The sequence below is a fragment of the Pacificoceanicola onchidii genome (assembly GCF_004804335.1).
GTDB classification, from domain to species: Bacteria; Pseudomonadota; Alphaproteobacteria; order Rhodobacterales; family Rhodobacteraceae; genus Pacificoceanicola; species Pacificoceanicola onchidii.
Map to the genome: position 1 here is coordinate 504,502 of NZ_SRXY01000002.1, position 20,474 is coordinate 524,975.

Consider the following 20,474-nt stretch of genomic DNA (forward strand, 5'->3'; position numbering starts at 1 on the left):
GAGGTTGGGGTCAGTCCCGCGCAAGCGACGGGTATTGATCGAGGATGTCCTGAAACGGCATGCCCTTGTTTCGCGCATCGAAATCATAGGTGATCGTCGCGCCGTGCAGCCCCGGGTCGTCCGGGTCCCAACGGGGTTTGTCGAAAACCAGAACCCGATCCCCGAGCTTGAAGGCCTCGTCCAGATCATGGGTGACCATGAAAACGGTCATGTTGGTCTCGTCCCGAAGTTCGAGAAGGAAATCATGCATTTGCAGCCGGGTACCTGGGTCCAGAGCGCCGAACGGCTCATCCAGCAGCAAGATGCGCGGCTTGGCCGTCATCGCTTGCCCGATGGCAAGGCGCTGCTGCATGCCGCCCGATAGTGAGGCCGGATACTGGCCGGAGACGTGGTTCAACCCGATCCGCTCCAACGTGGCATCGGCCCGGCTCTCGGCCGCTTTGCGGGCCGCGCCGCGCAGGCGGCCAAACGGCTTTTCAAAGCTTTCCGCCGCGATCAGGTTCTCACGCACGGTGAGGTGCGGGAAGACAGAGTATTTCTGGAACACCACACCGCGCTCCCGGTTCGGCTCCACCGCCGTTTCGCCACCGTCGATGCTGATCGCGCCTTTGTAGGGGCGCTCCTCGGCCAGCAACATCCGCAGGAAGGTGGATTTGCCGCAGCCCGAAGCCCCCACGATCGAGATGAACTCGCCTTCGGCGACGGTGGTGTTCACACGCTCAAGGATTGAACGGTTTCCGTAACGCTGCCAGACGTTTGTGACGCTTACAAAACTCATAGCCCGGCCTCCATCCACGGGAAGGCGCGGCGCGAAAGGCTCTTGAGCAGCCAGTCGATCACAAAGGCCAGAAGCGTGATCCAGATGACGTAGGTCAGGATCACATCCATGGCCAGATACCGGCGCACAAGGAAGATCCGATAACCCAGCCCCACGTCCGAAGCCACCGCCTCCGCAGCGATCAGGAACAGCCAGGCAGAGCCGAGCGACAGGCGAACGTTGGAGATCAGGCGCGGCAGAACCTGCGGCAGCGCAACCCGCTGCGCGATCACCCAGCTGGACGCACCGAGTGTCTGCGCCTTGACGATCTGTTCTTTCGGGATTTCCATGACCCGCTGCGCCAGATCCCGTGTCATGAAGGGCGTGATGCCGATGACGATCAGCACCACCTTGGACACTTCGCCAAGGCCAAACACGATGAACAGGATCGGCAAAAGAGCGAGGGGCGGCACCATGGAGAGGACCGCGATAAAGCCGGAAAACAGCGAGCGCGCGTAGGGCAACAAGCCAATCGCAAGCCCCAGCACAAGCGACAGCGCCGCCGATATGGCCACGCCCCCGCTCAGCCGCGCAAGGCTGGCAAGCGTATCATTCCAAAGCAGAATTTCCTTGGACCGTTTGTCCGGGGTCGTGAACAGCCGCTCGGCCGTCTCCGCTATCGTTGACGGTGCGGGCAGCAACTTGTCCTGCGGGTTCGCAGTCAGCCGGAAGTCGGAAGCCACCGAATAGGCCACGAAAATCAGGACAAAGGGCAGGGCCGCCAGGATGATGGCACCGGGCCGGGCCGGAATGTGGTTGATCAGTCGCATGGCAGAAGCGTCCTCAAACCAAAAGGCGTTTGGCGGCGATGGAACCGCCACCAAACCAATGACTTACAGCGCGCCGTCGGCGGCCATTTGCATGTAGGTGGTGTCAAAGCGGAACTTCACGTTCGCCTCCGAACCGCTGATGGATCCGTCCGGATAGGCAACGCCGACAAAATCCGCGCTGGGCGCGCCTTCGCCAAGGATACCCTTGTCAAAGAGGAACTCGGCCACGCTGGTCATGGTGCCCGGCAGGGCTTCGGAGCTGGCCTGCGCCACCGCGTCGGCGGGGTCAAAGAACATCTCGGTCGCGGCCATCTGGGCCTTGTAGCCAGCCAGATCCGTGCCAGAGGCTTCGGCCATCGCGGTCAGGGCGGCTTCGTCACCGGCGGCCATCAGCCCCATGACCTCGTACCACGCGCCGGCCACCGCCTTGCCAAAGTTCGGGTTGGCCTCCAGCGTTTCGGTGTTCACCACCATCAAATCGAGGATTTCGCCGGGGATTTTCGAGCTGTCAAAGAGGTTCACCGCGTCCGGGTTGGAGCCGAGAATTTCAGACACCAGCGGGTTCCATGTCACCACCGCTTGCACATCATCCGTGGCATAAGCCGCGATCATGTCCGCGTCGGAAGTGTTGATGACGGATTCCAGATCCGCCTCTTCAAGCCCAACCGTATCCAACCCGCGCGCCAGCAGGTAATGCGAGACGGAAAGCTCCACCAGATTGACCGGCTTGCCTTTCAGGTCTTCGAGGCTGCTTGCGCCCTTGGCGATCACCGCATCGTTGCCGTTGGAATAGTCTCCGATGATCAAGGCCGTCGTATCCACGCCGCCTCCAGAGGGGATGGAGAGCGTGTCCATATTGGTGGCCGACACCCCGTCAAAAGCTCCCGCGGTGTATTGGTTGATCGATTCCACGTAGTCATTGAACTGAACAATCTCGACATCGATGCCGTACTTTTCGGCCCATTTGTCCATGATGCCGCTGTCTTCGAGATAGCCCCAGGGCATCCAGCCCACGTAAATGGACCAAGCCAGTTTGAATTCGGTTTTTTCCTGCGCAGCAATAGGTGCGGCAGCCATGGTGAGAACGCCCGCGGCCAGCGCGGTTGCGGACATCAGAGTTTTGAGTTTCATGTCGTTCCCCGTTTTCACGTCCCGCCGAAGTCATGGTCGGTTTTCGGTCCGCTGGCGGAACAATGAGATCGGGCGCGGACAAAACCTGCGCAGTAACCTCCCGGGATTTTGCCCCGCCGTGTGCCTTCCCGGAATTTGCCGGGCCGGTGGCGCTTCTCGGACCAGACCTGCCTTGAAAAGACAACGGAACCCTAAGCACCCTGCCCTTCCAGCAGAGGGGCGAGCCGGTGCATTCAGCAAGGTTTCGATAACCATTTGCCGTCGTGCGGCCGAGCGTGATGGAAAAATGGGCAGAATTTTCGGCAATCGCCCATTTTTCAGCCAGCGCTCAGGTGGCTGACGGCCAAAATCGCCGTCTCGTCGTCGCGACCGAGGTCACAACTCGTGTCCTTACCCAAGGCACCCGGACAGCTGACCCGGCCCAATTTCCAATAGATCGACGCCCAACCGGCCGCACCGCAATCGTTGACAGTCGACGGAGGGCAAGACACAATTGTTGCATGACTGCATCCCAGACAACAAACTCCGCCGCTCAGCAAATCAACCAGCGACGCGCCAAGACCATCACTTCGATTGCCGTGGACGCCATCGAAGACATGATCGTGACTGGAGAGCTGCTCGCAGGTGACCGGATCAACGAAAGCACGCTGGCCGAGAGCCTCGGGATCAGTCGCGGGCCGATCCGCGAGGCATGCCGGAGTCTGGAACAGGCCGGTTTGCTCACCAGCAAGACCAACCGGGGCATGTATGTGCGCGAAGTAACGCTGGACGAAGCGCGTGAACTGTATGAGTTGCGCGGCGCGATTGCCGGACTCGCTGCGGAGTTGATCGTTCGACGCGCAGGAGATGATGAAATTGTTTCTTTGGAACGACTTGTGGATCAGATGCAGGTTGCCGCCGAAGAAAGCTCAACGGCCCAATACTACAAGTTGAACCTTCAGTTCCACGACGATTTGGTACGCGCCGCGCGCAACAATGCGCTGGAAGACACATACCACAAGATCGTCAATCAACTGCACCTGCTGCGGCGGCGCGGGCTTGTTCAGGAGGGCAACCTGCTGATCTCGAATGCCGAACATCGCAGGGTCGTAACAGCGCTTGCGAACCGCGATGCCGCCGCTGCATCGGCTGCCCTGCGCGAGCATGTCGCCAACGGCCTGACCCGGCTCATCGCCTCTCTTTAAAAACATCGAAATCGTCTTCGCCAATTTTTCATTTCTGCAAACTGTTGACAGTTTACAATTAGAATTGCTACCACTCCTTCCCATCGACGAACGGATTCGACCGATTGCTCATGAATGGGAGGACACCATGAAGACTTTTTCGCGTATCGCCGCCGGGGCGATGATTTTGGCCACCGTGGCCACGACATCGATGGCAGAGGACTATCCTTCACAACCCATCGAGGTTGTGACCCACGCTTCTGCCGGAGGGGGCACCGATACCACCGCCCGAACCATGTTGATCCGCGCCCGCCGAGAGCTTGGCGTGGATGCATTCGTGCAGATCAAGAAAGGTGGTGGCGGGGCCGTAGCCATGAGCTACGCATCCGGCAAAGCAGCCGACGGCCACACTCTGATGGCCATCACCCCAACGCATCTGATCACCATGGCCCGGGGCCGTGCGCCCATCGGCATTGATGAAATCAAGGGGATCGCCCGTTCAACCGACGACCCGATCATCATCGTGGTCAACAAAGACACTGGTATCGAAAGCCTCGAACAGCTGATCGAAAGCTCGAAATCGTCGCCCGTCAAATGGGGTGGCACGCAGGCCGGAGGGATCGACCACATCGCCGCTATGACCTTTGCCAACAAGTCCGGTGCCAAGGTGGCCTATGTGCCGTTTGACGGCGGCGGCGCGATCATCACCAACCTGATGGGCGGCAACCTGCAGGCGGCGGGCCTGAACTACGGTGAAGCGGTGGACGGCATCGAGTCAGGGGACTTCGTTCCGCTGGCGATCATGGCTCAGGAACGCCTTGCGATCTTGCCGGACACGCCGACGGTTGGCGAACTTGGCATCGACGGCGTCAATTTCTCGACCGTGCGCGGTGTCATCGTGATGAAGGACGTACCCGCAGACCGCGCTGCCCTGCTCGAAGAAAAGCTGATCAAGGGCATGAGCCACGGCACCTATCAGGCCTACCTGTCGGGCATTGGTCTGGATGCCAGCTCTGTTGCCGGCTCCGAGGTCTGGGACGCCCAGATCCGCGAGATGTACGACAACATCTACACCACGCTCGGAGAGCTCGGCCTGCGCAAGTAAGCCGCCCTGCAAGGGCCGCCCCATATCGTAGGGCGGCCCGTTTTTCTCTTGAAAGGGAATTCCATGAGACTCTCTCGCGACCTTGTCGCCGGTGGGCTGATCCTGCTTTTGTCAGCCTTTCTCTGGTGGGTTACCACCACCTTCGACAGCGACCCGCTCGGCATGGCCCAAGGCATGCCCGCCACGCACATGCCCCGCCTGATCCTTGGCGTCATCGCCGCTCTGACGGTCCTGATGATCCTGCAAAGCCTCTCGAAGGGAGGCGAAGCCCTCGGCGGACTGCCGCCCTGGCAAATGCCCGCAACCGCGGCCGTTCTTGGCCTTGCAGCGCTCCTCTTCACGTCGCTCGGTGTGCCGCTGGTGTTCTTCGGCGTTTGCCTGACGCTGCCCATCATGTGGGGCACCCGCAAATACGCGGCTGTCGCGGCTTTCGCCGTGGGTGTGCCGGTGGCCATCTACATCGTCTTCAAACTGCTCCTCGGCCTGCGCTTGCCGATGGGCCCGCTCGCGGCCCTCGGGCTCTGAAAGGAGAGAACAATGGACGTTCTTGGCGGACTTCTTGAAATTCTGCAGCCGACGACGCTGCTGCTGATCATGGCTGGCACGATTGTTGGCGTTCTGGTCGGCGCGCTTCCCGGGCTGTCCAGTTCCATGGCCGTGGCCCTGCTGCTACCGTTTACCATCTATCTTGAGCCGATCCCGGCGATTGCCATGCTGGCCGCGCTTTATTGCGCCGGGACGTTTGGCGGCTCCATCACCGCAATCCTGATCAACGCACCGGGCGCGCCACCTGCGGCAGCGACGGCCTTTGACGGCTATCCGCTCGCCAAACGCGGCGAAGCGGGCAAAGCGCTTGGCATGGCGGCGGTTTCCAGCGTGGCGGGCGGGATCTTCTCGCTGGTCGTTCTGATCCTCGCCGCCCCGGCACTGGCGACCATCGCCTACCGTTTTGGTCCGCCGGAATACTTTGCCCTGACCGTTTTCGGCCTGTCGATGCTGGCCTCGATCAGCGGCAAGTCGGCGGTCAAGAACCTGATCGGCGGCGCCTTTGGCGTGCTGCTGGCCACCGTTGGCGTAGACCTGACCACCGGCGTCGAACGCTTCACCTTCGGGGTGCCGCAACTCTACGAAGGCATCAGTTTCATTCCGGTTCTGATCGGCCTTTTCGCCATGGCAGAGCTGCTGGACCAGGCGGGACAAAAGGACTCGCCTCTCGAGCGCTTCAACATGTCCGCTCTGAAACTGCCTGGGCTCAACGATTTCAAACGGGTCTGGAAAACCATTCTGCGCAGCTCCGGTATCGGCACGTTCGTGGGCATCCTGCCCGCCGAAGGCTCCACTGTTGCCGCGATGATGGGCTATAACGAAGCCAAGCGCTGGTCGAAGAACAAAGAGAACTTCGGCAAGGGTGAGATTGAAGGCGTGGCAGGCCCGGAAGCGGCCAACAACGCCGCCACAGGCGGGGCCATGGTGCCGACACTGGCGCTCGGCATTCCCGGATCGGCCACCGCTGCGGTGATCCTCGGCGGCCTGCAGATCCACGGATTGCGCCCCGGCCCGTACCTCTTCGAGAACCAGCCGAACCTGCTCTACGCGATCTTCTTCGCCATGCTGATTGCGAACTTCGTGTTCCTCGGCTTTGGCCTGATCGGGGCGAAGCATTTCTCGCGCATCTCGCTGATCCCGCGCCAGTTCCTCTGGCCCACGGTTTTCTGCCTGTGCGTTGTCGGGGCTTACGGCGTGGGCCAGTCGATGAGCGATGTTTACATCATGCTGGTCGCCGGACTGATCGGGTACTTCCTGAACCGCGCCGGTTTCTCACCCGCGCCGATCATCATGGGGCTCGTCCTAGGCCATCTGGTGGAGAACTCGCTGGCACAATCCATGATCCTCTTTGATCAGGATCTGGGTCAGTTCCTCTCGCGCCCGATTGCCCTGTTCTTCTTTGCGCTGGCAATCTTGTCCATCGCGTCCTCGCCTCTCAGCGCATGGCTGAAAGGCCGACGCCGCGCGGATGCACCGGCTTACAAGGATCTGAACGAGTGATCTCTCGGGACCGCGGCATACCCAAGGGCTTTCTGCCGATCCTTCTGCCTGCCTCGCTTGGCGGCGGCCTGTGGGAGGCCCTTGGCCTCCCGCTCGGCTGGCTGATGGGCGCGGCGGTGGTGGCAGGCGGATTTGCCATGGCCAATGTCGCGGTCTCGGTCCCCAAACCGCTCTATTCCGTCTCGCTTTGCGCACTCGGGGCCAGCGTTGGGCTGGCGATTACCCCGGATGTCGCGGCGACGATGGTGCTCTGGGCCCCGGTCATGGGCATCGCTGCCTTTCTTGGCATTGCAGCTGCCGCGCTGATGGCACCGGTTCTGGCCCACTTTGGCCATATGGAACGCAGTACGGCGTTTTTCTCGCTCCTGCCCGGAGGCGTGATCGAGATGGCAAATGTCGGCGAAGCCTACGGCGCAGAACGAACCATTGTCTCCGCGTTGCACGCCATGCGCGTGGCGCTGGTGGTCGGGCTTCTGCCTTTGGCCCTGTTCTCGGTTTTACCTGCTCACGATGCCTCTCCCACCGACGGGCCGCTGCTGGGTTGGTCGGGCCTTGCCATCGCGCTGCTGGTCGGCTTCGCAGGCGGTTGGGCCGCTGACAAAGCCGGTCTGCCCGCTGCATGGTTGCTCGGCGCTCTGATTTCCGTCGGGGCCGTGTCATCCACCGGCGTTTTGTCCGGACGCATCCCGGAAGCACTTCTGGCGATTGTGCAAATCTTCGTCGGCATATCGCTCGGGGCGCGCTTCCAACGTGCCCGTCTCGCGTCAATCCCGCGCGCTCTGACCGTTGGATTGCCTGTGCTGCTCTTCATCATGGGGCTGATGGCCGCCGCGTCGGCGCTTACAAGTCTCGTCACCCCCTTCCCCTTCGCCACGCTTGTCCTGTGCTTCTCGATCGGCGGCATGGCGGAGATGGTTCTCACGTCCAAGGCCCTCGCCCAGAACGTTGCGCTCGTCGCCGCGTTTCAGGCGGTGCGGGCCGTGATCGTCAATGCCTGCGCCGGTGCCGTCTGGCGGCACTGGGCATCACAAACTCACCCGAACAACCCACCGAAAGGATAACCTTCATGTCCGCTGCTCAGAACGCATTCGCAGAAATGCCGCAAGACACCACCATCACCGCCGAGGCCGCCGCCTTTGTCGAAACCGTCACCTACGACGATATTCCCGAAGAGGCGATCCGCATCGGCACCCGTTGCATCGTCGACGGGGTCGGCCTCTACGTGGCTGGCTCGGAAGAGCACACCATCGACATTCTGGTGGACGAGGCGCTGGACTACGGCGGGCGCGAAGACGCGCTGCTGGTGGGACGCCGCGAGAAAGTCCCAGCACCGATGGCGGCGCGCGTTTTGGGCACCGCCGGGCACGCGCATGACTGGGACGACAGCCAGGTCAGCATTGATCCGGCCCATATCTATGGCCTGTTGACCCATCCAACGATCCCGCCGCTGACCGCAGCCATCGTAATGGCCCAAAAGCTGGGCAACATCTCTGGCAAGGATTTCATGCTCGCTTTCCTGACTGGCTTTGAAGTTGAGTCTAAAATTTCCGAATGGATGCTGCCGCGCCACTACATGCAAGGCATGCACTCCAGCGGCACCGTGGGGCATTTCGGCGCTTTTGCAACGGCGGCCAAGCTGCTTGGACTGAAAGGTGAAGCACTGCGCCATGGCTTCGGGATTGCCGCCAGTTTCGCCGCTGGCATCCGCTGCAACTTCGGCACCATGACAAAACCGCTGCACGTGGGCCGGGCGGCCGAGAATGGCATCACGGCAGCGCTTCTCGCCGCCCGAGGCTACACCGCAGATCCGCAAGCGCTTGACGGTCCGTGGGGATTCATGGCGGTTCAGGGCGGCGGTGCCAGCCCGGAGAAACTCGCCCAGGGCTTCGGCAAGACATGGACCATCGCCGAGCCGGGCGTGTCGATCAAACCCTACCCGTGTGGCGTGCTGACCCATCCGACCATTGACCTGATGCTGCGTCTGGTCACGGAAGGTGATGTTCAGCCGGATGACATCGACACCGTGACGGTCCATGCGGGCAGCAACATCCTCAAACCGATCCGCTACCCGATCGCCGCCAACCACCTGCAGGCCAAGTTTTCCCTGCCCGCGGCCCTGTCGATGATCGCGCTGGCGCGGCAGGCGGGCAAGGTCGAGTTTTCCGATGCCTATGTCGGCTCTGATGCGATGCAGGCGATGCAACGCCGCATGCGCACCGAACTGGACCCCGAGATCGAAGCGCAGGGGTTCGACAAGATGCGCTCGCGCATCACGATCCGCCTCAAGGACGGCCGGGACATTGCGGGCTGGGCAGATGAGCGGTATCGCGGCGGCCCGGAAAACCCGCTCACCGATGCCGAGGTTGAGGCCAAGGCGCGCTCCTGCTGCGCCGGTGTTCTGAGCGACGCCGAGCAGGATGCCTTGCTGAAGAAGGCCTGGGGCGTTTTGAGTCTCAAGGACGCAGGCACCGAACTGGCGCAGGCCATGACCGCTCGCGGTTGATCAGGCCCCTGGGACCCGCAGGGCCTCGAAAGAAACCATCGCGTGCTCGGCATAGGCCGGGCGCGCGCACAGCCGATCATAGTAGGCCCGCAAGGCAGGCAGATCGGCGCGGTCGAACGGAACGGTGAAATAGCGGAAAAGATGCGTGCCGAACGCGATATCCGCAAGCGTCATCTCAGCCCCGGCAAGCCAGCCATGCCGGGCAATCTGCGCGTCCGCAATTGTCATCAACTGGTCAAGTTCCGCCGCGCCCTCGGCAAGCAGATCATGGTCACGCTCCGCGGCACTGGTGCGCACAAGTTGCCAGAACACCTTGTAGGTCAGGGACGGATAGAGGTTGACCTTGGCCCACTCCATCCATTGATCCACCGGTGCTCGGACAACCGGATCAGAGGGCCACAGCACTTCGGAGCCGTGCCGCGCTGCGAGATATCGCAAGATCGCCTGGCTTTCGAACAGCGTAACGTCCTCGTCCTCGATCACCGGCACCCTTCCCATCGGGTTCATTGCCAGGAACTCTGCGGTCTGATTGCCGCCGAAGGCACCGCCCACGTCCAGACGTTCATTGGGCAGGCCCAGCTCGCCGACGAGCCACATCACTGCCTGAACATTGCTTGAGGTCGCGCGACCATGGATCCTGAGCATCGCTCAATGCCTCCTACCTGCCCTTCTTTGCCCGAATAGCATCACACCGCGCGCCCTGCGCGCAAGCCCTCAAGAACCGCTTCTTCGGCGGTGCGTGGGGCAATACAGTCCCCGACCAGATGGTGCTCCAACCCCATCCGCCGGACAAGATCTTCGACCGCAGTCGATGGCGTATGCCCCTGACAGAGAACCAGCGTATCGACCTCTTCGCAGATCACCGCCTCGTTGCTCATGAGGTGTTGCAGATAGACGCTGTCCCCGTCAGCTCCGAACAGGCGGACGTAAGGCAGCATCTCCACTCCAAGCTCGTGCAAACGCCCGATGCTCGCATCGCGCACATACATCTGGATGGTCTGGCCGGGCATGTAACCGTTCACCGCCAGACGCACCCGGTGTCCGTTCAGCGCCAGTCGCTCGGCCAGTCCGATCCCGATCCAGTCTGCCCGCCAATCCGCCACAACAACCGATTTACCGGGATTGGCCTGCCCCTGCAGCACCTGCCAGGCATCAACGACATGCGCCTCGTCACGGCCTTCAAAATCCGGCCAACGCGGAGTTGCGCCCGTGGCCACGATCACCGCGTCAGGCGCGATAGTCCTGATGGCATTCTCGGTCACGTCGATCCCCTTGTGAACCTCCACCCCGGCCAGTTCCATCTCACGCGTCAGGTTCGTGATGATCCCGCCAAACTCGGCGCGGTGTGGCAAAAGCTGTGCAAGCCGCGCCTGCCCGCCAAGCTGCGCATCCCGTTCGAACAGGGCCACCTCATGGCCGCGTTCCGCCGCGGCAGCGGCTGCTTTCATACCGCCGGGCCCGCCTCCAACGACCATGATCCTGCGTTTGTCCGAAACCAAAGCGGGCGCACCGAACTGAAGCTCGCGGCCACTGACCGGGTTCTGGATGCAGGAAATCGGATAGCCATCATGAAAATGGCCGATGCAGGCCTGATTGCATCCAATGCAGGCGCGAATATCCTCCGCCCGGCCTGACCGTGCCTTATCGGCCATGTCGGGATCGCAGATCATTGCGCGGGTCATACCGCACAGATCTGCCTGCCCCGAAGCGATCACCTGCTCGGCGTCCTGCGGCTGGTTCAACCGCCCCGTCACGATGGTTGTCACCCCGGTACGGTCCCGAATGGCCTGCCCCAGCGGCGCAGTATAGCCCACCTCTTCGAACATCGGCGGCGCGATATGCACCGACCCTGCCAAGGTCGCCGAAGACCCGGCCGCAACGCTGAAATAGTCTATTACCGCATCCGAAGCGATCCTGTCGCAGGCGCACAGCATCTCCTCCAGATCTACGCCGTCATGGCTCAGCTCATTGCCCGATAGCCGCAGACCGATCACAAAATCCGCCCCGGTCTTGGCCCGGATATCGACGGCGATGTCGCGGATGAAGCGGGTGCGATTGTCGAGCGAGCCGCCGTAGTCATCCTCCCGGTGATTGACCTGAGGATTGAGAAACTGGGCAGGCAAATAACCATGCGAGGCAACAATCTCCACCCCGTCAAGACCCGCTTTTTGCATGCGCACCGCCGCGTCGCCGTAGGCGGCGATGACCTCGGCAATCATCTCGGGCGTCATCGGGCGCGGCATAACATGGAACCGCTCATTCGGGGTTGCCGACGCGCTGTAGGAAACCGGCGCAGTGCCGTCTTCCGAAGCGAGCATCTCGCGCCCTGGATGGAAAAGCTGGGCGATCAGGCCGGTACCATGGCCATGAACCACCTCCGCGAGCCGGGCATAGCCGGGAATGCAGGCGTCCGTGTCCACCCGGATCGGATCGGCCACAAAAACCGCGCTAGAATGCACCAGCGCCACCTCGGTCATGATCAACCCCGCCCCGCCACGGGCGCGCGCCTCGTGATAGGCGATCATCCGGTCCCCAATCTGGCCCTTGTCGTTCAGATGGGTTTCATGTCCGGTCGACACGATCCGGTTGCGCAGGGTCAGCGGGCCGATGGTGATTGGCGAAAACAGGTGCGGGAAGGCGGCTTGGCTCATGCAAAGATGTCCTGGCAGATGGAGGGGTCAGAAACTTGGTGGCGTGATCGCCCAGATCACCACGGTCTCGTCCTGTGTCGGGTTCCGGTAACGGTGGGGGGTGGCGCTGTCGAAGGAGAAACTGTCGCCCTCCCTGAGCTGATAGAGCGTCTCGCCAATCCAGAGATCCAGAGCGCCACGGATGACCACACCCGCCTCTTCCCCTTCGTGGGCGTAGACCTTTTCGACGCCGCTTCCCGGCGGAAAGCGGCAAGACAAAAGCTCAAGCCCGCCGGCAAGGCCCGGCGTCAGAAGCTCGTCCCGAATACCATCATCGTAGTCGATGGAGCGCCGCGCGGCGCGGCGGACGATATGGCTGGCCTCGCCGCTGGCTTCGCGATCCCCTGCGGGAAAAAACCACCCGACGGACACGCCCAGCGCCCGGCTGATTTTGAACAGCGCCGTGACAGACGGCCGGTTCTGGCCGCGTTCAATCTGGCTGATGAACCCGTTTGACAGGCCGGTCATTTGCCCCAGCTGGCCCAGCGTCATCCGCTTGGCCTTGCGCAGCGCCCTGATTTCCTGCCCCAGGTTGGGATCAAAGCGGGAGCTTTCCACACTGTCGATATCCAGCGGCGCTGCGAGCACCTGACCGTCGTAATGATTGGGCATCGATTCTGCTTTGTAAATTTTGACTACTATATTTTTACTTTACTGAATTTTTCAACCTATTCTAACACTCCCCGCCAAACCACCAAAGCCAGACGAGTTTTTCATGCAAAAAGGACCCGGACCGAAGTCGGCCGGGTCCCATGGATTTCCGCGGATCCAGGCGTGCGAAAGCCTGCGGCACAGCGCCGAATGGCCCCGCAGGACTTGTCAGATATGCAAGGCCCGCCCCAGTGCCTTGAGCGCAGTTTCCTGAACGGTCTCGGTCAGTGTCGGATGGGCGTGCACCGTATCTGCGATGTCGGTCAGGGTGGCCGCCATCTCGATGGCGAGGGCAAACTCCCCGGCCATTTCCGAAACCCCGGCCCCAACCGCCTGAATGCCCAGCACGCGCTCGTTCTCCTTCGAAAACACGATCCGGACAAATCCGTCGCTGCGTTCCATCGTCATGGCGCGGCCATTGGCTGCAAAAGGGAACAGAGCTGTATCAGAGCTTTCGACCTCGCCCGGCAGAGCGCCAACCGTCACGATTTCAGGGTCCGTGAAGCAGACCGCCGGAATCGCCTGCTTGTCCCAAATCGCCGGGCGCCCTGCCACGTGTTCCGCCACAACAACGCCCTGCGCCATGGCGCGATGGGCCAGCATGGGATCGCCGGTCACATCCCCGATGGCATAGACGCCTCGCATGGAGGTGGCGCAATAGGCGTCCACCGCAACAAACGCGCCATTCATCGTCAGGCCCAGATCTTCGAGCCCGAAACCGCGGACCGTCGGGGTGCGGCCTACCGTGACCAAAACCTTGTCCGAAGGGATTTCCAGAGAACCGCCTTCGCGATCCACCAGCAAGGCAGCCCCATCGTCAGACAGACCTTTCGCCTTGGCAGAAAGGTGAACCGTGATACCCAAGGCCTTCAGGCGCGCCATGACAGGCTTGGTCAGCTCCGCATCGTATTGCGGCAGAATGCGATCAGCGGCTTCGACAACCGTCACCTTAGCGCCAAGCTTTGCCATGGCCGTGCCGATCTCGAGCCCGATGTAACCGCCTCCAACAACGGTCAACTTTCCGGGCACCTCCGTCAGATCCAGCGCCTCGGTCGAAGAAATGACGGATCCGCCAAACGGCAGAAAGGGCAGCTCAAACGGCTTTGATCCTGTCGCGAGGACAAGATTTTTGCAGCTGATCCGCAAGGGTCCGTCCTGCGTTGCAACCTCGACGGTCTTGCCGTCGACTATTCGCGCCTGCCCGGAAACAAAGCGCGTCTTGGCTTTCTTCAACAGGGTCGAAACGCCGCCTGTCAGCCGTTTGACCACGCCATCTTTCCACGCAATCGTTTTGGCCAGATCGATCTGCGGTGCCGCCGCGGATATGCCCAGATCGTTTGCGCCGGAAAAAGCCTTGGCCCTGGCAAACTCGTCTGCGGCATGGATCAGCGCCTTGGACGGGATACAGCCCACGTTCAGGCAGGTGCCTCCGGGCCGGTCCGCCTCGACAACAATCGTATCGTGCCCCAACTGCCCGGCGCGGATGCCGCAGACGTAACCGCCCGGCCCCGCGCCGATGATCAACAAATCGCAGCTTTCGGTTTTCATCGCTCACACCTCCATAAAGATCAGGGCCGGGGTTTCGAGCAGGGCCTTTATACGCTGCACAAACACCGCCGCGTCCCAGCCGTCGATCACCCGGTGGTCGAAGCTGGCCGAGATGTTCATCATCTTGCGCGGGACAAATTGCGTGCCATCCCACATTGGGCGGGTGGCCATCTTGTTGATGCCCAGAATGGCAACTTCCGGATGATTGATAATCGGTGTTGTGGCCAGCGCCCCCAACGGCCCCAGCGAGGTGATCGTGATGGTCGAGCCGGTCAGTTCCTCGCGTTTCGCCTTGCCGTCTCTGGCCGCTTCGGACAGGCGGGCAATTTCGGCTGCGGTTTCAAACAGGCCGAGCGCTTCGACGTTTCGCAACACGGGCACGACCAGCCCGGCATCGGTCATCGTGGCCATGCCAACATTGACCGCCGCATGGCGCTGGATGATCCCGTCATCATCGAGGTAATGCGCGTTCATTTCCGGGTGATCTGTCACAGCCTTGGCCAGCGCTGCCGCCACGAAAGGCAAGACGGTCAGTTTGGGCTTGTCCCCGCGCCCGGCGTTGAGCTTGGCGCGCAACTCTTCCAGCGCAGTGACGTCGATCTCCTCGACAACGGTGATATGCGGGATGCGCGCGTTGGCCAGCGCCATACGCTCCGCGATCTTGCGGCGCATGCCGATCACCTTGATCTCTTCCGTCCCGCTCCGCGCAGTCTTGCCAGAGGCGCGCGCCCTTCCCGGCTGCTGCAATGGCATTTCAAACACCGCATCCAGATCGTCATGCGTGATGCGCCCTGCCGGGCCGGAACCGGGCACTTGCCGCAGATCAATGCCCGACTCTCGCGCACGGGCACGCACCGAAGGGGACGCCAGAGGCGGCTGGCCTTCCGCGCGAGGAGCGCCCGCAGATGCGGTCACGGGCCTTTGCGCCCTCGGCTGTTCAACCGCCACCTCCGGGCGCGGCGCCGGGTCTTCCAAAGGAGCACCCTCGGGCTCCACATCCGCCACAACGTCCGCCGCCGATCCCTCCGCTTCGGTTTCGATCCGGACAAGATCGGACCCGACAGGAAGAATGTCGCCAATCTCGCCGCCGATCCATGTGACCGTGCCTTCGTAGAGCGACGGGATTTCAACCGTGGCCTTGTCGGTCATAACGGAGGCGACCACGTCATCTTCCTTGATGACATCGCCCACTTTGACGAACCATTCCGCCAGTTCCGCTTCGGTGACGCCCTCACCCACATCGGGCAATTTGACGGGAAGAATGTTCATTCAGTCCTCCATGGCTTTGTGAAGAGCGCGGATCACCCGATCCGGTCCCGGGAAATAGTCCCATTCGGTGGCGTGTGGATAAGGGGCATCCCAGCCTGTCACCCGTTGCAGCGGGGACTTGAGATGCCAGAAGCAGGCTTCCTGCACTTCCGCGATCAGCTCGCCACCAAAGCCGCTGGTCCTTGTGGCTTCGTGAACCACCACACAGCGCCCGGTTTTCTCGACCGAGGCCTTGATCGTCTCAAGATCAAGCGGCAGCAGGCTGCGCAGGTCGATGATCTCAGCGTCGATGCCCGATTGTTCCACCGCAGCCTCGGCTATGTAGACCATGGTTCCATAGGCCAGGATCGTGACGTCTGATCCGGGGCGACGAACATCAGCCTTGCCGATCTCGATAGCGTAATGCCCTTCGGGAACCTCACCGGCCGGATGTTTCGCCCAGCCAACGGACTTGCCGGAGTGATCCCCGTAGAACGGCCCGTTATAGAGCCTTTTCGGCTCGAGGAAAATCACCGGATCGGGATCTTCGATCGCGGCAATCAAAAGGCCCTTCGCATCATAAGGCGTTGACGGGATAACAACTTTCAGCCCCGCCACATGGGTGAAGAGCGCTTCGGGGCTCTGGCTGTGGGTTTGGCCTCCGAAAATGCCGCCCCCGGTGGGCATGCGGACAACCAGCGGACAGGTGAACATCTCATTGGACCGGTGACGCAGCCGTGCGGCCTCCTGCGTGATCTGGTCATAGGCCGGGAAGACATAATCCGCGAACTGAACTTCCACGCAGGGCCGCATCCCCTGCGCCGCCATGCCGACAGCCATCCCGACGATGGCGCTTTCGTTGATGGGCGTGTCGAACACGCGCTCTTCGCCGTGTTTGGCCTGAAGACCGGCGGTGCAGCGGAACACGCCGCCGAAATAGCCGACGTCCTCGCCAAACACCAACACGCTGGGGTCCTGCGCCAGCTTGACGTCCATCGCGTCGCGCAGCGCTTCAATCATGGTCATTCGCGGCATGTCAGAACCCCATTTCCTGGCGCTGGCGGCGCAAGTGCTCCGGCAACTCGGCATATACGCCTTTGAAGATCGTCGAAGGGGAGGTCGGTTTGGGGTTCACAAAGGTGCCGAAGGACTCGACCTCCTTTTGAACTGCCGTAACCTCGTCCAGTATCTCAGCTTCGGCCTGAACATGGCGCGCGTCCGACCACGCGCCCCGCCGGATCAGGTGCGCCTTCAACCGCTCAACAGGATCCCCCAAGGGCCAGGCCCGCGCTTCATCCTTGGGACGATAGGCGGACGGATCGTCTGAGGTGGAATGAGCGGCAACGCGGTAAGTGAACCACTCGATGGCCACCGGGCCATGACCCGCACGCACGCGCGCCACCGCCCATTTCGATACCGCGGCCACGGCCAGATAATCGTTTCCATCAACCCGAAGCGCCGGAATCCCGTACCCCCGTGCCCGCGCGGCATAGGTCCGTGAACCGCCTGTCGCGACACCCGTATAGGTCGAGATGGCCCATTGATTGTTGACGATATTCAGGACCACCGGAGGCCCGTAGACAGACGCGCTGAGCAATGCCGCATGAAAATCGTTCGACGCGGTCGCGCCGTCGCCGATCCAGCCCGCCGCGATCTGGCCGTTGCCGCTCAGTGCATTGGCCATCGCCCAACCCACCGCCTGAACGTACTGCGTGCCGAGATTGCCCGAAATGCTGAAGAACCCGTACTCGCGCGAGGAATGCATGATCGGCAGTTGCCGCCCTTCCAGAGGATCGCATGCGTTGGAATAGATCTGCCCCATCAGATCGCGCAGCGGATAGTCCGCCGCGATCAGCAGGCTTTGCTGCCGATAGGTCGGGAAGTTCATGTCACCCTTGGCCAACTGGCGCTGGAAGCCACAGCCGATGGCCTCTTCGCCAGTGCACTGCAGGTAGAACGAGGTCTTGCCTTGCCGTTGCGCGTTGAGCAGGCGTTTGTCGACCGCGCGAATTTTCAGCATGTCGCGCAAGCCTTGCAGCAGGGCATCGGCGTCCAGATCCGCGATGTACTCCGCCCAGGGACCGACGGCCTGGCCGTCATCATTGAGAACCCGGATCAAGCCATTGGCATAATCGCGTGAATCGGATGCCTCAACGTCCAGCGGCGGAACGTCCAGGGATCCCGCAGGCGGAATGTCGATCGCCGAGAAGTCCGGCGTGTCCTCGGGGCGCGCCGGGGGCTGGGGAAAGGTGAGCTTGACGGTATTGGTCATCTGGCCTGCATCCTTGTTCCGGCATCCAAACGGATGACCTCCCCGTTCAGCATGCTGTTTCCGGCGATGTGGAGCGCGAGATCGGCGAACTCCTCGACCCGGCCAAGCCGTTGCGGGAACTCCGAGGTTTGCGCCAAGGCATCCTGCACCTCCTGCGGGAAACCCGTGACCATGGGCGTGGCAAAAATGCCGGGCGCAATCGCCATGACGCGCACGCCGCTGCGGGCAAGATCGCGTGCCATCGGCAACGTCAAACCGACCACCCCGGCCTTGGACGACGCATAGGCCAGTTGCCCCATCTGCCCCTCAAAAGCGGCGATGGAAGCGGTGTTGATGATCACGCCGCGCTCGCCATCCTCGTTCAACGCGGCCGCTTCGGACATGCCAAGCGCGGATTGAGTGGCGACGTTGAAGGTGCCAATCAGGTTGACGCTGACCACCTTGGCATAGAGCGCGGCATCATGCGAAGCGCCCCGCGAAACGGTCTTGGCCGCCGGGGCGATCCCCGCGCAGTTGACGCAAATCCGCTCCTGCCCTTGCTCGCCTCGCAAGACCGCCAGCGCAGCGGCGACCGCCTCGGCATCGGAGATATCGCATTGCGCGAAACGCGCACCGACGTCCAGGGCGAAAGCCTCTCCCGTCTCCGCGTTCATATCAAGAATGCCAACGGGCACGCCTTGCGCCCGCAACGCTTTGGTCACCGCCGCGCCCAGCCCCGACGCGCCGCCGGTCACGACAGCCGGTGTTGTTTCCCCGATGATCACTGCTGATACCTCCGTTTGAGATCGCGTGAGATGTTGATGCGCTGAACGTCGGATGTGCCCTCGTAGATCTGGCACACGCGCACATCGCGATAGATCCGCTCCAGCGGGAACTCGGACAGGTAGCCGTATCCTCCAAGTGTCTGGATCGCGTCCGAGACAACCCGTTCAGCCATCTGGCTGGCCATCAGTTTTGCGATGGAGGCCTCGCGCAGGCAGGGCTGGCCACAGTCCTTGAGCCGTGCCGCGTTGAGAACCAGCTGGCGCGCACTTTCGATCTGCGCGTCCATGTCGGCCAGCCGGAAGGCCACCGCCTGATGTTCGAAAATCGGCTTTCCAAAAGCCTTGCGATCCAGAGCGTAAGCCACCGCGTATTCCAGCGCCGCCTGCGCCATGCCCACCGATTGGGACGCAATGCCGATGCGACCGGCCTCCAGCGAAGACAGCGCGATCGAAAGGCCCTGCCCTTCTTCCCCGATCAGCGCATCCGCGCCCAGCGCCATGTCGTCAAAGGTCAACGCGCAGGTGTCAGACGCTCTTTGACCCAGTTTCTTTTCCGGTTCCGAGACGACAAACCCCGGTGTGCCTTGCTCAAAGCAAAAAGCCGAAATGCCTTTCTTGCCAGCGTCAGGGTCGGTCACCGCAAACCCGATGGTCGCGCCGCCGATCTTGGCCGAGCTGATGAACTGTTTCGCCCCGTTCAGGACATAACCGTTCCCGCTGCGGGTGGCCTTGGTCGTGATCGCCGCGGCATCCGTGCCGGTGCTGGGTTCGGTCAGCGCAAAACAGCCGATGAATGCCCCCTGCGCCGCCGGTTTCAACCACGCCTCCTGCTGCTCTGGCGAAGCAAACCGCTGCAGGATCGCGCAGAACGGGGCGTTGTGGACCGACATCATGGTTGAGACTGCGCCATCCCCGGCAGCGATCTCCATTAGCGCCAGCGCATAGGACACATAATCCGCCCCAACGCCGCCCATCTCCTGTGGCACCGTCATCCCCAGAAAACCAAGCTGGCCCATTTCCTCGACAATATCGGTTTCGATGATCCCGGCCGCTTCACGGGCAGAGGCACCCGGCGCCAGCCTGTCTTGCGAAAACTGCCGCGCCATATCGCGGATCATGATCTGTTCTTCGGTCAGCGTTTGGGCCATGTCTCCCCCTTCCCTTCGGCAAAGCACAGCAACCGTACGACAAGCCTCGCGCAAAGCGGGCCTTTCTATTGCTGAATTTCGAAATTTTTTGCATACTTCAGCCAGAATTTTTCAATTCTTGGATGAGCCATGCTGGATATTGACGAAACCGATCTGAGAATACTGCGCGCTATGCAGCGAGACGGTTCCATGACGGTCACACAAATCGCCGAACAGGCCGGAATTTCGCAATCACCTTGTTCGCGGCGGATCAGTCAGATGCAAGAGCAAGGGGTGATCGCCGGAAAACATGTGAAGCTGGACCGGCGCAAGCTGGGGTTTCACGCGGTGGTCGACGCGCGCGTCAAGCTGAAGATGCATGACAAGGAGTCGTTGGAGCAGTTCAAGAAAGAGATCCGGAACATCCCCGAGGTGCAATCCGCCGTTCTTCTGCTCGGCGAATATGATTTCCACCTGCGGATCGTTTTACGGGACATCGACCACTACCAGGCCTTGCTTCAGGACAAACTGGTCAGCTTGCCCGGTGTGCAGGAGATGAAAAGCTCGGTCATTCTGGAAGTCGTCAAGAACTCCACCGCCCTGCCTCTGTAGCGGCCTGCTACGCGCGCCCTTCGGACT

The 20,474-nt window shown here is 61.8% G+C and carries 19 protein-coding genes and 1 riboswitch; of the genes, 7 read left to right on the forward strand and 12 right to left on the reverse strand.

Going from position 1 to position 20,474, the window contains the following annotated elements; translation table 11 throughout:
- Positions 1–10 precede the first annotated feature (10 nt).
- The 3 genes from E4662_RS07610 to E4662_RS07620 all read right to left on the reverse strand — a co-directional run bounded on the left by E4662_RS07610 (position 11) and on the right by E4662_RS07620 (position 2,718).
- Positions 11–778 carry an ABC transporter ATP-binding protein gene (locus tag E4662_RS07610; protein ID WP_136440930.1) on the reverse strand — a complete coding sequence of 256 codons (768 nt, stop codon included), beginning with the start codon at positions 776–778 and terminating at the stop codon, positions 11–13.
- The gene (locus tag E4662_RS07615; protein ID WP_136440931.1) at positions 775–1,587 is read right to left on the reverse strand and encodes an ABC transporter permease; all 813 of its coding nucleotides are present in this window, start codon (positions 1,585–1,587) and stop codon (positions 775–777) included. Before E4662_RS07615 ends, E4662_RS07610 begins: the two co-directional genes overlap by 4 nt.
- Positions 1,588–1,650: 63 nt before the next feature.
- Positions 1,651–2,718 carry a putative urea ABC transporter substrate-binding protein gene (locus tag E4662_RS07620; RefSeq protein WP_136440932.1) on the reverse strand — a complete coding sequence of 356 codons (1,068 nt, stop codon included), beginning with the start codon at positions 2,716–2,718 and terminating at the stop codon, positions 1,651–1,653.
- A gap of 95 nt (positions 2,719–2,813) precedes the next feature.
- Positions 2,814–2,924, reverse strand: a riboswitch (guanidine-I (ykkC/yxkD leader).
- A gap of 294 nt (positions 2,925–3,218) precedes the next feature.
- On the opposite strand from E4662_RS07620, the gene E4662_RS07625 reads away from it, so the two are divergent.
- The 6 genes from E4662_RS07625 (at position 3,219) to E4662_RS07650 (ending at position 9,535) form a co-directional block, all read left to right on the forward strand.
- Entirely contained in the window at positions 3,219–3,902 is a 684-nt protein-coding gene (locus tag E4662_RS07625) for an FCD domain-containing protein (protein WP_168797923.1), read from the forward strand.
- A gap of 127 nt (positions 3,903–4,029) precedes the next feature.
- Positions 4,030–4,986 (forward strand): Bug family tripartite tricarboxylate transporter substrate binding protein, encoded by a 957-nt coding sequence (locus E4662_RS07630; RefSeq protein WP_136440934.1) that lies wholly within the window; start codon positions 4,030–4,032, stop codon positions 4,984–4,986.
- Positions 4,987–5,049: 63 nt separating this feature from the next.
- Complete coding sequence (locus E4662_RS07635; RefSeq protein WP_136440935.1) at positions 5,050–5,511, forward strand: tripartite tricarboxylate transporter TctB family protein; 462 nt, start codon at positions 5,050–5,052, stop codon at positions 5,509–5,511.
- Between the two features lie 12 nt (positions 5,512–5,523).
- Positions 5,524–7,032, forward strand: coding sequence for a tripartite tricarboxylate transporter permease (locus E4662_RS07640; RefSeq protein ID WP_136440936.1), 1,509 nt, complete (start codon positions 5,524–5,526; stop codon positions 7,030–7,032).
- On the forward strand, positions 7,029–8,093 hold the full coding sequence (locus E4662_RS07645) for an AbrB family transcriptional regulator (protein WP_168797924.1): 1,065 nt from the start codon (positions 7,029–7,031) through the stop codon (positions 8,091–8,093). The genes E4662_RS07640 and E4662_RS07645 overlap by 4 nt, the downstream gene beginning before the upstream one ends.
- 5 nt (positions 8,094–8,098) lie before the next feature.
- A complete protein-coding gene (locus tag E4662_RS07650; protein ID WP_136440938.1) occupies positions 8,099–9,535 on the forward strand; it encodes an MmgE/PrpD family protein in 1,437 nt (478 codons plus the stop codon).
- On the opposite strand, the gene E4662_RS07655 is transcribed toward E4662_RS07650, so the two are convergent.
- The 9 genes from E4662_RS07655 to E4662_RS07695 all read right to left on the reverse strand — a co-directional run bounded on the left by E4662_RS07655 (position 9,536) and on the right by E4662_RS07695 (position 19,856).
- Positions 9,536–10,180, reverse strand: coding sequence for a glutathione S-transferase family protein (locus E4662_RS07655; RefSeq protein ID WP_136440939.1), 645 nt, complete (start codon positions 10,178–10,180; stop codon positions 9,536–9,538).
- A 41-nt stretch (positions 10,181–10,221) separates the two neighbouring features.
- A complete protein-coding gene (locus E4662_RS07660; protein WP_136440940.1) occupies positions 10,222–12,186 on the reverse strand; it encodes an oxidoreductase in 1,965 nt (654 codons plus the stop codon).
- A 27-nt stretch (positions 12,187–12,213) separates the two neighbouring features.
- Entirely contained in the window at positions 12,214–12,837 is a 624-nt protein-coding gene (locus E4662_RS07665; protein ID WP_136440941.1) for a helix-turn-helix domain-containing protein, read from the reverse strand.
- A 207-nt stretch (positions 12,838–13,044) separates the two neighbouring features.
- A complete protein-coding gene (lpdA, locus tag E4662_RS07670; protein WP_136440942.1) occupies positions 13,045–14,424 on the reverse strand; it encodes a dihydrolipoyl dehydrogenase in 1,380 nt (459 codons plus the stop codon).
- Between the two features lie 3 nt (positions 14,425–14,427).
- Positions 14,428–15,693, reverse strand: coding sequence for a dihydrolipoamide acetyltransferase family protein (locus E4662_RS07675; RefSeq protein ID WP_136440943.1), 1,266 nt, complete (start codon positions 15,691–15,693; stop codon positions 14,428–14,430).
- Entirely contained in the window at positions 15,694–16,707 is a 1,014-nt protein-coding gene (locus tag E4662_RS07680) for an alpha-ketoacid dehydrogenase subunit beta (protein WP_136440944.1), read from the reverse strand.
- Position 16,708: 1 nt separating this feature from the next.
- Positions 16,709–17,944: a thiamine pyrophosphate-dependent dehydrogenase E1 component subunit alpha gene (locus E4662_RS07685; protein ID WP_136440945.1), complete on the reverse strand. Its 1,236-nt coding sequence runs from the start codon at positions 17,942–17,944 to the stop codon at positions 16,709–16,711.
- A complete protein-coding gene (locus E4662_RS07690; protein ID WP_136440946.1) occupies positions 17,941–18,708 on the reverse strand; it encodes an SDR family NAD(P)-dependent oxidoreductase in 768 nt (255 codons plus the stop codon). Before E4662_RS07690 ends, E4662_RS07685 begins: the two co-directional genes overlap by 4 nt.
- Entirely contained in the window at positions 18,705–19,856 is a 1,152-nt protein-coding gene (locus E4662_RS07695) for an acyl-CoA dehydrogenase family protein (protein ID WP_136440947.1), read from the reverse strand. The genes E4662_RS07690 and E4662_RS07695 overlap by 4 nt, the downstream gene beginning before the upstream one ends.
- A gap of 129 nt (positions 19,857–19,985) precedes the next feature.
- Here E4662_RS07695 and E4662_RS07700 point away from each other — a divergent pair, with 129 nt between their 5' ends.
- Positions 19,986–20,447, forward strand: coding sequence for an Lrp/AsnC family transcriptional regulator (locus E4662_RS07700; protein WP_136440948.1), 462 nt, complete (start codon positions 19,986–19,988; stop codon positions 20,445–20,447).
- The last annotated feature ends 27 nt before the right edge of the window (positions 20,448–20,474 follow it).